13 protein-coding genes are annotated in these 12,698 nt (G+C 43.8%); all 13 read left to right on the top strand.

Annotated elements, in window-relative coordinates:
- A partial coding sequence (locus tag ACTUHY_RS12155) for a LysR family transcriptional regulator substrate-binding protein (protein WP_442827905.1) occupies positions 1-420 on the top strand: 420 nt, incomplete at its 5' end.
- Positions 421-955: 535 nt separating this feature from the next.
- Positions 956-1,630, top strand: coding sequence for a GntR family transcriptional regulator (locus ACTUHY_RS12160; RefSeq protein WP_442827906.1), 675 nt, complete (start codon positions 956-958; stop codon positions 1,628-1,630).
- Positions 1,631-1,673: 43 nt separating this feature from the next.
- Positions 1,674-2,633, top strand: a complete 960-nt coding sequence (locus ACTUHY_RS12165; RefSeq protein WP_442827907.1) for a hydroxyacid dehydrogenase — start codon at positions 1,674-1,676, stop codon at positions 2,631-2,633.
- A gap of 29 nt (positions 2,634-2,662) precedes the next feature.
- On the top strand, positions 2,663-3,658 hold the full coding sequence (locus ACTUHY_RS12170; RefSeq protein WP_442827908.1) for a tripartite tricarboxylate transporter substrate binding protein: 996 nt from the start codon (positions 2,663-2,665) through the stop codon (positions 3,656-3,658).
- Between the two features lie 14 nt (positions 3,659-3,672).
- A complete protein-coding gene (locus tag ACTUHY_RS12175; protein ID WP_442827909.1) occupies positions 3,673-4,242 on the top strand; it encodes a tripartite tricarboxylate transporter TctB family protein in 570 nt (189 codons plus the stop codon).
- 12 nt (positions 4,243-4,254) lie between these two features.
- Positions 4,255-5,751 (top strand): tripartite tricarboxylate transporter permease, encoded by a 1,497-nt coding sequence (locus tag ACTUHY_RS12180; protein ID WP_442827910.1) that lies wholly within the window; start codon positions 4,255-4,257, stop codon positions 5,749-5,751.
- A 30-nt stretch (positions 5,752-5,781) separates the two neighbouring features.
- A complete protein-coding gene (locus tag ACTUHY_RS12185; protein WP_442827911.1) occupies positions 5,782-5,979 on the top strand; it encodes a 4Fe-4S dicluster domain-containing protein in 198 nt (65 codons plus the stop codon).
- Positions 5,979-7,124 carry a 2-oxoacid:acceptor oxidoreductase subunit alpha gene (locus tag ACTUHY_RS12190; protein WP_442827912.1) on the top strand — a complete coding sequence of 382 codons (1,146 nt, stop codon included), beginning with the start codon at positions 5,979-5,981 and terminating at the stop codon, positions 7,122-7,124. The genes ACTUHY_RS12185 and ACTUHY_RS12190 overlap by 1 nt, the downstream gene beginning before the upstream one ends.
- Entirely contained in the window at positions 7,121-7,936 is an 816-nt protein-coding gene (locus ACTUHY_RS12195) for a thiamine pyrophosphate-dependent enzyme (RefSeq protein WP_442827913.1), read from the top strand. The genes ACTUHY_RS12190 and ACTUHY_RS12195 overlap by 4 nt, the downstream gene beginning before the upstream one ends.
- A 2-nt stretch (positions 7,937-7,938) precedes the next feature.
- On the top strand, positions 7,939-8,469 hold the full coding sequence (locus ACTUHY_RS12200; protein WP_442827914.1) for a 2-oxoacid:acceptor oxidoreductase family protein: 531 nt from the start codon (positions 7,939-7,941) through the stop codon (positions 8,467-8,469).
- A 58-nt stretch (positions 8,470-8,527) separates the two neighbouring features.
- Complete coding sequence (gene ilvD, locus ACTUHY_RS12205; RefSeq protein WP_442827915.1) at positions 8,528-10,216, top strand: dihydroxy-acid dehydratase; 1,689 nt, start codon at positions 8,528-8,530, stop codon at positions 10,214-10,216.
- Positions 10,217-10,341: 125 nt separating this feature from the next.
- Positions 10,342-11,121, top strand: coding sequence for an SDR family NAD(P)-dependent oxidoreductase (locus tag ACTUHY_RS12210; protein ID WP_442827916.1), 780 nt, complete (start codon positions 10,342-10,344; stop codon positions 11,119-11,121).
- Between the two features lie 93 nt (positions 11,122-11,214).
- Positions 11,215-12,534: an acetyl-CoA hydrolase/transferase family protein gene (locus tag ACTUHY_RS12215; protein WP_442827917.1), complete on the top strand. Its 1,320-nt coding sequence runs from the start codon at positions 11,215-11,217 to the stop codon at positions 12,532-12,534.
- Positions 12,535-12,698: the final 164 nt, after the last annotated feature.

Here is a 12,698-nt window from a genome sequence, read left to right on the forward strand (position 1 = left end):
TCCTTTCAGTTCTTCGTGGTGGTTGAGGTGAAATGTAGCTTAGATATGTCTTTATTTTATCGTAAGACAAGGGGTCTTGTGAACAGGAGTGTCCACAAGACCCCAACATTTATTATAGAACCAAAAATTTGCCAGCTCATTGAAGAATATCTATCCGAGTGTGATTTTTTACCGACTGATGTTATTCGACTCAGTAATATGGAAACAATCGTTGCGTTGGTAGCAGCAGGGATTGGTGTCGGATTTGTACCTGAACTTGGATTAGATTCCATTGCTAAAGAATATTCTTCTAAAATAAGTTCATATATTTTAGAAGATATGCCTTCTTGCTGGCAAATTGCATCTGTTAAAAGAAAAGGAAGTTTTATGTGTACATATGAAAAAGAGTTTGTTGAGATGGCAAAACAAATTTTAAAATAATAAGATGCGGACTGATGAGCATTTACAGGATGAAACAAGGCCAGCGGGCGAGGCGTTTTTTCAACGAAGTTATGAAGAGATACTGAAAAACCGATACCCTTACTAAATTGAAAAGAGTGGCAATTCGGTGGATCAACATGGGTTTGCCATAAATGATTTCATAGCCTATAGTAATTTACACACAATTTTGGAGTTGACTCTAACTTAAAGTGCGAAAAGAAATCTATATAAAGCACACAACCTTAATTATAGGTAAATAGAACTGTAAAGAATGAACAAAAATAAGTATGAAAAGAAAAATACTTAAAAAATACAGAATATTCCATTGACAAATTTAGAATGTTGGTTATATTATTAAAGCACAGAGATTTAATGATATCTGATATACCAGATATCAGATATCATTAAATTAAAAAATTATTACTTTCTTTTCAAGCTGTCGCGGTTTATTATTAAAAAGGGTGGGATTATTTTTAATCCCAACATCTGGTATATCAGATACCAGAAATCAAAATTTACAAAGGATCCCGAAATCATGAATGATAATAAATCGATTGTCCAGGCAGCCTCTCTCCGTGATCAGGTCACGAATATCATCCGTCAAATGATTTTAAGCGGAGAACTGAAAAGTGGAGATAAGATCAGTGAAAGACAGATCAGTACAATGCTGCAGGTAAGTACGACACCTGTGAAAGAAGCTTTCCGTGTTTTACAGAGTGAAGGACTGATTGTCACCATCCAACGGAAAGGCACTTTTGTCGTTGAAAATCTGGATTTGACTGTTGTGCAGTTTACTTACCTCCGTAGTGCTATTGATGGAGTCGCTGCTTATTTTGCTGCCAAGAATGCAACAGAAGCACAGATTGCCGCAATGCAAAAGTATCTTGACGAAGCTCAGAAGATTATTGAGGGACATGGCGAAATTGAAAAGTTAAGTGAGGTGAATGAAAAGTTCCATCAGTTAATTCGCGATGCCGCTGGTTTTGTTATGGTACAGAATTTGGGAAAAAATCTGCAGATCATTGATTCAGCTATCAGGAGGAGGGTAAATATCCAAGATTATAAAGGAATTTTACGAAGACAGGCGGAACATCAGAAAATTTTGGATTGTATAGCGAAAAGAGATCCGGAGGGGGCAGAAAAAGCAATCATCAAAAATATTCGGGAAGGAATTAAGTATATTGACTTTAATTCTAAGGTGCAGATGTAATGGTGAAGGTTATTGGTATTTTCAGAGGGGTGTGAAGTAAAAAATGAGTTATAAAGTTTTGATTCCGGAAGATATTACAGATGCAGGGAAAAATTACTTAAGAGAACGTGGCTATATCGTCCATGTGTTAGATTGTCCTGCTACAGAAGAAAATGTTATCGAGGCTGTAAAGGATTGCGATGCTATATTAGCTAGAAATATTCCGTACACAAGAAAAATCATGGAAGCAGCTCCTAAATTAAAGGTAATCAGCCGCTATGGTGTTGGTACGGATAAAATGGACCTTCCTGCAGCTACGGAACTGGGAATCCAGATTACAAATGCCCCAACAGCAAATACGAATGCTGTAGCTGAACATGCACTTGCGTTAATGTTGGCCTGTGCTGATCATATTATCTATCAAGACCAGCAGACAAGGAATGGTAATTTTAAAGCAAGGGACATTACAAAAAGTATTGAACTTCGAGGGAAAAAATTAGGGCTAATTGGTTGCGGGCGTATCGGTCGAGCTGTTGCTGAAAAAGCCAGCAAAGGCTTTGGCATGAAGATTATCGGCTTTGATGAATTTATTCCCAGTGATAAGTGGGCAAGTGATATCGAAAGATGTGATTCGATAGAAGAAGTCTTAAAAGAAGCTGATATTGTTTCCCTGCATGTCCCTAGAACTCCGGAAACAATTAATATGATTAATAAAAATAATCTAAAATATATGAAAAAAACATCGATTTTAATAAATTGTGCTCGTGGTGGCGTGATTAATGAAGAAGACCTTTTTGCTGCGTTAACCGAACATACTATTATGGCAGCCGGAATCGATGTGTTTGCTGAAGAACCTGCAAAAAAGGATAATATCCTTTTTAAATTACAAAATATAACTGTTAGTCCTCACAATGCAGCCTTAAGCGTTGAAGCCATGGATCAGATGGGGATTGATGCGGCACAAGGAATTGATGATGTATTGAATGGAAGAAAACCCAAATACCCTGTAAACTATTTAAAATAAGATGGCATTGACAAAAAGGAGGACGGAAAATGAAAAAAATTAAATGTTTATCACTTCTTTTAGCATCAATGGTTGGAATCATGGCTTTGGGATGTGGAAATCAAAGTAAAAATGCAGGAAAGAAGCAAGCCGTTAAGTGGCCGACAAAACCGGTTCAAGTAATTGTTCCATTTTCTGCAGGCGGAGATACGGACTATAATGCACGGACTATATCTAAATATTTGGAACAAAAATTAGGAAAACCGGTTGTTGTTTCCAACGTTACAGGTAGTGGCGGAGCTATTGCAGCTTCCCGCGTAAAAAATGCAGCACCAGATGGCTATACTATTCTATTTACTCATGCCAGTCTGAATATCGCCGCTGCGTGCAAGACTATCGATTTTTCCTATAAAGATTTTGAAATGGGAGGCATTATCGGACGTGGTCTTGGCGATGCAATCGTAGTCAGAGGAGATTCCCCGTGGAATACAGTACAGGATATGATTAAAGATACGCAGGCTAATCCTGGAAAATATAAGATGCCTGTGGCTACTGGAACCACTTCTCATTGGGCTGCCATTGCATTGCAGAATGCTGGGGCAAAATTCAATATTATTGACTCTGGCAACTCTTCAGATAGAATTGTTGCTCTCCTTGGCGGGCAGGTTGATGCAATTGCAACCGGGATTCCTGCAGTGAAAGATTATTTAAAAACTGGTCAATTTAAAATGTTGGCTACTTGTACTTCGGATCGGGTAAAAGATTATCCAAATGTCCCGACTTTAAAAGAAAATGGCGTTGATATTGCATATTACTGCAATTACACAATGTTCTTCCCGAAGGGCACGGATCCAGCGATTGCTAAGAAATTAAACGCTGCAGTGGAAGATATTGTACATAATAATAAACAATATCAGGAAGAAATCAAAAAAACCTATCTGCAAGAACCATATTGTGCTAACATCCAAGATTCTACCAAACATTGGGCTGATGAATATGATTCTCTGATGAAAATTTCTGATGTGCTGCAAGGCAAGAAGAAGTGAAAGGTTGTGAAACTATGGACAGCAGACGCAAAGATATATACTCCAGCGTTTTCTTTATTGTCCTTGCTGTAGCTTATTACTTCCAGACATATAATATCCGATCTTACAAATCTTTTGATGTTACAGTGCTGACCTCTGCTAGTATCCCTCGGGTACTAGCAGTGATCCTTCTCATATTGAGCATCATACAGATTATCAGTTGTATGAAAATAAAAGAGACGAAAAAAAGTATATCGGATAACAGCGAACAAGGTTCTCTGAAAGAGGCAACTGCAGAACTTGATATTGAAAAAGAATTAAAAATTGCACAGCAGAATGAAGAGAATGAAAAATACGATACAAAAGATATTGTTTTTACAGTCATCTTTCTAATTGTGTATCTTTTAATAATGGATTCAATAGGATTCGTTATTTCAACATTTTTATATATGGTAGCACAAATTACATTGATGACGAAGAAAACGGAAAGAAAAAAGAAAATGCTCTTTTGCGTTGTCCTAAGTGCGATTGCTTCTTTTTTGATTTTTTACTTATTCAACGATGTATTGGGAATGATTCTGCCAATAGGTCCGATTGATTTTTAGTGGAGGTGTAATATGCTTGACGTACTCCTCAAGGCGGCAACTTCTGTTTTAGGAGACCCTCTAACAATATTTCTTGTTTTTATAGGAACCGCAGTTGGTATTGTTTTTGGAGCTGTTCCAGGTTTAACGGCTACGGTCGCAATCGCAATGTTCCTGCCAGTGACATTTAATATGACCGCAACAACAGGGGTTTCAACTTTAGTTGCTCTATATATCGGAGGCATTTCTGGGGGGCTTATTTCAGCTATACTGCTGAATATGCCTGGTACACCGTCTTCAATTGCAACCTGTTTTGATGGACGCCCTTTGGCTATGAAGGGTGAGGCAGGAAAAGCAATTGGGGTCGGAGTGGTTTTCTCTTTCATTGGGACGATAGTGGGGATAGCCGCCATGTTTTTCATTGCTCCGTGGCTGGCTTCTTTGACTATTAAATTTGGACCCTGGGAATATTTTGCAGTCACATTTTTTTCGCTTACATTAATTGCCAGTTTGTCTGGGAATAATATTGTCAAGGGTGTTATGACTGCTGTATTTGGAATGATGTTTGCTACTATCGGCCTTGCTCCCGTTGATGGAGTTGAAAGGTTTACCTTTGGAAGCATTGAAATGACATCTGGTTTTTCGATGTTATCCGTATTGGTTGGATTATATGCTATCTCCGAAGTCATGAAAACGGCTGGTGCTATGCAATTTGACGATACAATGGGGATGAAGACTACGGAATTCCATATTAAAGGATTTGGCTTTAGCATGAAAGAATTCATTAGCCAAATTGGAAACTGTATTCGTTCCGCATTAATTGGCATAGGCATCGGGATTTTACCGGGTATTGGTGGGGGAACAAGCAATATACTTTCCTATTCTATAGCAAAGAATCAATCAAAATATCCTGAAAAATTTGGTACAGGGATTATTGATGGGGTAGTTGCTTCTGAGGCAGCTAATAACGCAACAATCGGGGGAGCAATGATTCCATTGCTGACACTCGGGATTCCAGGCGATACGGTTACTGCAATGTTATTGGGCGGATTCGTAATCCATGGGATTCAACCCGGTCCGCTTCTATTTGAGAGTCATGGTGATGTCGTATATGGTGTGTTTATTGCTATGATTCTTTCATCGTTCTTTATGCTGCTGTGGTCTTTTGGGGCCATGCGGTTATTTATTAAAGTCTTGAAGGTTCCTAAGAATTATCTGTATCCTATTATTATTGTGTTGTGTACTTTGGGTGCATATGCTATTAATACCAGAACCTTTGATGCTATTGCTATGGTGTTCTTTGGTGTTGTTGGGTATGTATTGGAGAGACTGAAGTATCCACTTCCTCCTTTTATTTTAGGATTTGTGCTTTGTGGGACTTTTGAAACAAATCTGCGGAGAGGGTTGCAAATGGATAATGGGAATTTTATGGGAATGTTCACTCATCCTATTGCAGTTGCCTTCTTTGTGGTTGGGATTATTTCTGTACTGGTATCGGTTAAAAAAGCTCGCCGGATGAAAAAGGCTTAATGATTAGAAACTCAAAATGGAGGCTTGACAATGGGTAAGAAATTTACGGTACACATTAATGAGAAATTCTGTAAACAATGCGGTATCTGTTCTGCTCTGTGTCCGAAACATGTACTGGAACAGAAAGTAGGGGCCTATCCTGTAGTGGCGCGGCCGGACGATTGCATTGGTTGTAATTTATGTGCCATGCGCTGTCCTGATTTTGCGATAGAAGTGGAGGCTGAATGATGGCTAAGATCAAGAAACAATTCATGGAAGGGAATACCGCGATGGTTGCCGGAGCAATTGCTGCCGGGGCACGGTTCTTTGCAGGATATCCGATTTCTCCCAGTTCTGAAGTCGCTAAAGGAGCAGCGGCTGAACTGCCTAAACATGGCGGGATCTACATCCAGATGGAAGATGAACTCAGTTCCATGGCTGCGTTGTGTGGGGCTTCCCTGGCAGGGAAAAAGGCTTTTACCGCTACCAGCGGCCCGGGTTTCTCTCTGATGCAGGAAAATCTTGGCCTGGCTATTATGTCCGAACTGCCCTGTGTCCTCTATGATGTGCAGAGAAGTGGGCCCTCCACTGGTGCGGCAACGAAACCGGCCCAGGGAGATTTGATGCAGGCTAGATATGGTACCCATGGGGATCACAGTATCATTGTCATCAGTCCTTCCTCTGTGCAGGATTGCTATGATCTGAGCATTACCGCTTTCAATATGGCTGAAAAATATCGTACTCCGGTCATCTTCCTGGCGGATGAAGTCATCGGCCATCTGCGGGAAACGCTGGTCATGAAAGAGCCAGAACCGGGTGAAATCATCAATCGAAAGAGACCGGAAACCAAGAATCAGGCGGAATTCCATCCCTATGATTACAGCAGTACGGAAGTGGCGCCTATGGTGCCGGTAGGGGATCCTGACCTGCTCATGCGGACCACTGGTTCCACACACGATGAAAAAGGGGAATTCCGGCCCACTCCGGAAAATATCAACCGGGTGACTCATTTCCTGATGGATAAGATCGAAAAACACGCGGATGATATCGATATCGTACGCCGGTATCAGATGGAAGATGCAGACGTTGTCCTGATTTCTTTTGGCTGCTCTGTGAGACCCTCTTTGAACGCCATTGAAATCCTCCGGGCAAAAGGCATCAAGGCTGGGCTCCTGCAGCTGGTCACCGTATGGCCCATGCCGGAAAAAGCCATCCGGGAAGCGCTGCAGCAGGCTAAGACAGCCATCGTCGTTGAATTGAATATGGGACAGCTGGCTGGCGAAGTCCGGAAATACAATGACTACGGTTGTAAAGTCCTCCAGGCCAACCGCACGGATGGACTCCTGATTACGCCGAAGCAGATTGTGGATGTTTATGAGGAGAGTGCAAAATGAAATCATACAAGGACTATATGCTGTATTATAAATTACCTCATACTTGGTGCGCAGGCTGCAGCCACGGGATCGTGCTCCAGTCCATCGCGGCAACTTTGGCCGATCTGGGCTGGGATAAGCATGATATCGCCCTGGTCAGCGGCATCGGCTGCTTCGGCCGGGTAGATGACTATCTGGATATCAACTGCATGCACGTGACCCACGGCCGTGCTCTGGCAGCAGCTACCGGGGTGGCTTTGGGGAATCCCGATCTGCATGTGCTGTGTACTATGGGCGATGGGGATGGAGCCACCATCGGCGGGAACCATCTGATCCATGCTGCCCGTCGGAACATCAATGTGACGGCCATCATTTCCAACAACTACAACTATGGGCAGACTGGGGGCCAGTATTCCAGCACCACGCCGACCCACAGCATTACCCAGACTTCTCCTTATGGCCATATCGAGGAAAACTTCGATGTGTGCAAACTGGCCATTGCCGCCGGCGCATCCTACGTGGGGAGAGCAACGCCCTACAACCCGGTGCTGATGCGGAAACTGATGAAAGAAGCCATGCAGGTAAAGGGCTTTGCTCTGGTAGAAGTCATGAGTGCCTGCCCCACCCATTACGGGAAATTCAACAAACTGGGAGAAGCTTCCCGGATGATGAAACTGATGAATGAGCAGAGTGTAACCGTAGAGCAGGCCGCCAAGATGAGCGAAGAAGAACTGCAAGGCAAGCTTGTGGTAGGGTGCCTGAAGAATGCACCTCGGGATGATTATTATACGGATTACAAAAAGATCATCGACGCGCACAGAATCGAGGGATAAGCATGAGAAAAGGAATCGTTTTAGCAGGTGTTGGCGGCCAGGGCGTTGTTTCTGCCGGCGAAATCTTAGGGATCGCCGCATCCCTGTATGAAGACAATATGAATGCCGTGATGACGGCGGCTTACGGTTCAGAAGCCCGGGGTACCTTTACCAAAGCTGATGTCATCCTGAGTGATACGCTGATCGGGTACCCCAATGTGGAAGAACCGGACATCATCCTGTGTCTGGCCCAGGTGGCATACGACCGGTATGTAGATAAATTCAAGGAAGATACACTGATCTTCTATGATACGGATGAAGTAAAACCCAAAGAGGGCGCCAAGGGGAAACATCTGGGTTATCCTTTCCGGAGCACCGCTGTAAATCTGGGCAGCCTGCAGAGTGAAAATGCCGTGGCAGTCGGCGCCATCATCAAGCAAACGGGGATCCTGAAAGCAGAAGGTGTCCGGAAAGCGTTTGCGGATCGGTTTGCTGGGAAAGAAAAGGTCATCCAAAGCAATCAAAAGGGCTTTGACAAGGGGATGGAATTGTAAAATCCGGGAGAACCGCTGATTTTGCTTTGAACCCTTTAATGGGTAAGGAGAACAACGGATGGATGAACAAAAAATGTTTTACAAGAATAACCGTAGTGGTATTCTCGTAAATGGTGCTGTACGAAGCGGAAATCGAGCTCTGTTTTACAGTATGGGCCTAGAAGATGAGGAACTGAAGAAACCTATTATCGGGATTGCTGATTCTTTCAGTGAGATGGTTCCAGGTCATCTCCACTTGCGGGAATTAGCACAGGATGTCCATGATGGAATTTTGGAAGCAGGTGGTATACCTCGAGAATTCGGGACTATTGCCGTGTGTGATGGGCTTTGTCAAGGACATGGTGGGATGCGGTTTTCTCTGCCCAGCCGTGAAATTATCGCAGACTCTGTGGAAGCAGTGGTATCGGCGCATCAATTGGATGGCGTTGTACTGATTGCTTCCTGTGATAAAATCGTACCGGGTATGATTATGGCTGCAGCTAGGCTAAAAATTCCGGCAATCGTTGTTACCGGCGGTCCGATGCTTTCTGGAAAATATAAAGACGAACAGAATCTTTGCCTTTCCAATTTGCGGGAATATGTTGGCAAATATCAGCTGGGGCAGATTTCTTATGAGGAATTGAAGCAACTGGAATTGGCGACATTACCTACTGTAGGTTCCTGCAACATGCTGGGGACTGCCAATACGATGAGTTGCCTGGCAGAAGTCCTAGGCCTTTCCTTGCCCTATATGGGAACGGCACCGGCAGTCTCTTCTGAAAAAAAGAGACTGGCAAGAGCCAGTGGGAAACGGATTGTGGCCATGGTGAGGGAAGGACTAACCACCCAAAAAATTCTTACCCAAAAGGCACTATTGAATGGCGTCAAAGCAACTATGGCTTTGGGAGCTTCAACCAACTCTGTTCTTCATCTTATGGCTTTTGCCCATGAAGCAGAAGTGGATTTGCAGTTGGAAGATTTTGATAGAATCAGCCGGGAGGTTCCTTATTTGTGCAACTTGCGTCCTTCAGGGACTTTTGCCGTTGAAGCTCTCCATACCAGCGGAGGCATACCTGCTGTCCTTAAGGCGATTGAGGATAAACTGGATACGGATCAATTGACCGTAACGGGAAAAACGCTTGGAGAACTTCTTGAGCATCAGCCTGTGGTAGAGAATGAGGTAATCTATTCCCGGAGCAAGCCTAAGAGCCGAGAAGGCGGTATTGCCATCCTGAAGGGAAATCTTGCCCCGGACGGAGCGGTAGTCAAAGTGAGCGGTGTCAAACCTTCCATGTATGTGTTTACGGGAAAAGCTCGGGTGTTCAACAGTATGGAGGATTCCATCAATGCACTGTCCGCTGGAAAAATCCATGCAGGAGAAGTCATTGTCTTGAAATATGAAGGTCCCAAAGGAGGGCCAGGGATGCGGGAGATGTTCATGGTAACGGCTCTTCTTGTGGGACGGGGGATGGATGAGAGTACGGCTCTGATTACAGACGGACGGTTTTCTGGTTCTACCCGTGGACCTTGTATCGGACATATTTCTCCGGAGGCGGCAGCGGGCGGCCCCATTGGTTTGATTCAGGATGGTGATGTAATCCACATCGACATCCCCAACCGAAGCCTCACGGTGGATATTTCTGATGAGGAACTGGCAGAACGGAAGAAATATTTCAAACCGGTGGAAAAAGAAACATCACCTCTGTTAAAAAAGTATGCGGCTTTGGTCTCTTCTGCTGATAAAGGTGCTGTTCTTCAAGTCAAGTAAAACGATTATATCGTGAGTGATGCCCCTCTATTGATAACACTGGATGCCCTGGCAAGAGGGTATCCAGTGTTATCTTTTCTAAATATGTTTACCATGATTTATAAAAAAATAAGGAGAATTTTGTTATGGAATTGAAGCTAAAGGATAAAGTTGTAGTCATAACAGGAGGCGGCAGTGGAATTGGAAAAGCTACAGCCTTAGAATTTTTAAGAGAAGGGTGTAAGGTTGCTGTTTGTGGACGAACACCTTCTAAACTTAAAAATACGAAAAAAGAATTTCTACAATATGGATATAATCTTATGGTCTCTTCGGTAGATGTGACTGATTATAATGCTTTATCATCATTTGCTGATGCAGTTGAAGATAAATTTGGCCAGATTGATATTTGGGTTAACAATGCCGGAAGTAATAAGATTAAAAGCTTGATTGAGTATGATGTAAACGAGTTTCGTGCTATGACTGATGAAATTTTTGTTTCTGTTTTCTCAGGTTGTAAAATAGCGGCAGAGCATATGAAAAAGAAGCATTCAGGTGTGATTCTCAATGCATCTTCTTATTCGGCAATAATTCCAAATGCAGGAAGAGGACCATATAGTGCTTGTAAAGCAGGGGTATCTTCTTTAACCCGATCTTTCGCAGCAGAATTAGCAGCGGATCATATTAGGGTACTTGCATACGTTCCAGGAATGATCGCTACTGAAATTTCAAGAAATAATATTGAAAAAAATGGGGAACGATTAATGAAGAGCATTCCAATGAAACGTTTTGGTGCTCCAGAAGATTTATCAAAAGTAATAGTTTTTTTGGCCTCTGATTGCGCTTCTTATATGAATGGTGTCAATGTAGAAGTTTCTGGTGCAAAGTTTTGTGTTCAAAATCCACTCTATGCTTATGGAGAAGGATAAAAATTAATTTCTTTTCATATGGCTTGAGTGGATCATTAAAAGGGCTTATTCAGTAATATCTGATGGAGCAAATACTATTAAGGAGTGTTGATTATGCTGGAAAAATATCGGAATAAAATTAAATCCCCGGCAGAAGCGGCTAAGGTTGTGAAAAATGGGGACTGGGTGGATTTTGGCTTTGGCAACGGTTTCCCGGAACTGTTCGATGAAGCTCTGGCTGCCCGCCGGGACGAACTCCAGGATGTGAAGATCCGGGGTGGGCTGGTCTACCGGCCGATCATCCATACCATTGACTGTGATCCGGACAGGAAGCATTTTCAGTATTACAGCTGGCATTTGGGTGGATACGAACGGAAAATGTTCACAGCTGGACGGCTCCAGTTCGTTCCCATGCTACTGCGCCTGTTGCCGGAAATGTATCGGGATTATCTCCGGGTGGATGTGGCGGTAGTTCCCGTATCTAAACCGGATGCCCAAGGATATTGCGGACTGGGCCTGGCCAATTTTTGCTGGAAGACCATTATGGAAAAAGCCCATACCGTCATTTTTGAAATCAATGAAAACATGCCCTGTCTGCAGGGGATGGATGGATCCCATCGGGTTTCTTTGGATGAAGCGGATATCATCATGGAAGGTCCGCATGGGCCTTTGTGCGCTTCCAGCTATCGGACTCCCTCGGAGGCGGATCTGCAAATTGCCCGAAATGTAGTGGCCGAGATTCCCAATGGGGCAACCTTATCTCTGGGGGTAGGGACCATTCCTTTTACCATTGCCCAGATGCTGGCCCAGTCGGATCGGGAAGACTTAGGGTGCCATACAGGGACCATCAGTGATGCTTTCCTGGCTCTGTACAAGGCAGGAAAACTGACCAATGCGAAAAAAGAAGTGAAAACGGGTTTAAATACCTGGAATCTGGCCAGTGGTTCTCAGGAACTGTATGACTGGCTCCAGGATAATCCACAGTTGTTCTATCCGGCTGACCTGGATTATGTGCACAATCCCAGGGTCATTGAAAAAATCACCAACTATATCAGCATCAATGGCGGGGTACAGCTGGATCTGATGGGACAAGAAAATGCAGAATCCGTCGGGACGCGGCAGCTTTCCGGCGTAGGAGGTCAGCTGGATTTCCTGGAAGGTGCATTCCTGTCCCGGGGCGGCGCCGGATACATCTGCATCGAGTCCTCCCGGGTAGACAAGAAGGGTATACGTCATTCCAATATCGTCCCTGCCATTGCTGCCGGTAGCGCCATTTCCGGGCCCCGTGCCCTGATCCAGAACGTGGCCACGGAATACGGGGTGGCTCATCTGACAGGGCTGTCTTTGAAGGAACGGGCCCAAGCCATGATTGCCGTGGCACATCCGGACTTCCGGGCTGAACTGCAGGAATATGCAGCCAAGACGTTCGGCTGAGGGCAGCGGGGAATAAAAACGAGGCTTCATAAAAGACAAAAGGTTCTATAATAAATGTTGGGGTCTTGTGGACACTCCTGTTCACAAGACCCCTTGTCTTACGATAAAATAAAGACATATCTAAGCTACATTTCACCTCAACCACCACGAAGAACTGAAAGGAG

This window comes from Acidaminococcus nyctereutis, from assembly GCF_052216985.1.
Lineage (GTDB): Bacteria > Bacillota > Negativicutes > Acidaminococcales > Acidaminococcaceae > Acidaminococcus > Acidaminococcus fermentans_A.

Bases quoted from the DNA above. Each gene is read 5' to 3' on its own strand.
- ACTUHY_RS12160 (WP_442827906.1), top strand. From the start codon at position 956: ATGAATGATAATAAATCGATTGTCCAGGCAGCCTCTCTCCGTGATCAG.
- ACTUHY_RS12165 (WP_442827907.1), top strand. From the start codon at position 1,674: ATGAGTTATAAAGTTTTGATTCCGGAAGATATTACAGATGCAGGGAAA.
- ACTUHY_RS12170 (WP_442827908.1), top strand. From the start codon at position 2,663: ATGAAAAAAATTAAATGTTTATCACTTCTTTTAGCATCAATGGTTGGA.
- ACTUHY_RS12175 (WP_442827909.1), top strand. From the start codon at position 3,673: ATGGACAGCAGACGCAAAGATATATACTCCAGCGTTTTCTTTATTGTC.
- ACTUHY_RS12180 (WP_442827910.1), top strand. From the start codon at position 4,255: ATGCTTGACGTACTCCTCAAGGCGGCAACTTCTGTTTTAGGAGACCCT.
- ACTUHY_RS12185 (WP_442827911.1), top strand. From the start codon at position 5,782: ATGGGTAAGAAATTTACGGTACACATTAATGAGAAATTCTGTAAACAA.
- ACTUHY_RS12190 (WP_442827912.1), top strand. From the start codon at position 5,979: ATGGCTAAGATCAAGAAACAATTCATGGAAGGGAATACCGCGATGGTT.
- ACTUHY_RS12195 (WP_442827913.1), top strand. From the start codon at position 7,121: ATGAAATCATACAAGGACTATATGCTGTATTATAAATTACCTCATACT.
- ACTUHY_RS12200 (WP_442827914.1), top strand. From the start codon at position 7,939: ATGAGAAAAGGAATCGTTTTAGCAGGTGTTGGCGGCCAGGGCGTTGTT.
- ilvD (WP_442827915.1), top strand. From the start codon at position 8,528: ATGGATGAACAAAAAATGTTTTACAAGAATAACCGTAGTGGTATTCTC.
- ACTUHY_RS12210 (WP_442827916.1), top strand. From the start codon at position 10,342: ATGGAATTGAAGCTAAAGGATAAAGTTGTAGTCATAACAGGAGGCGGC.
- ACTUHY_RS12215 (WP_442827917.1), top strand. From the start codon at position 11,215: ATGCTGGAAAAATATCGGAATAAAATTAAATCCCCGGCAGAAGCGGCT.